Consider the following 248-nt stretch of genomic DNA (forward strand, 5'->3'; position numbering starts at 1 on the left):
ATTACTGAATTATCTAGTGAAATCAAGTCTGAATTTCCTGATTTCTATACTATCTATCACCAATCTAAAAAGGCTGAAGAGAACGAACTTGGTCAAATTGCAGGAATGGGCTACAGAAAAGCTATTGAATTTTTGGTAACTGATTATCTATTACAATACCCAGTTGATGGGGTTGAGGATAAATGGCTCAAAAATCCAAAAATAACTTTGAGTAGTAAAATTTCTAAGATTCCAAGTGAAAGGATTCG

General features: G+C 33.1%; 1 pseudogene. It reads left to right on the forward strand.

What is annotated here, in order from left to right:
* Window positions 1-248, forward strand: a pseudogene (locus tag ACHABU_RS20765) (hypothetical protein); the annotation flags it as partial.

The sequence above is a fragment of the Oceanobacillus sp. CF4.6 genome, from assembly GCF_051262635.1.
GTDB lineage: Bacteria > Bacillota > Bacilli > Bacillales > Amphibacillaceae > Oceanobacillus.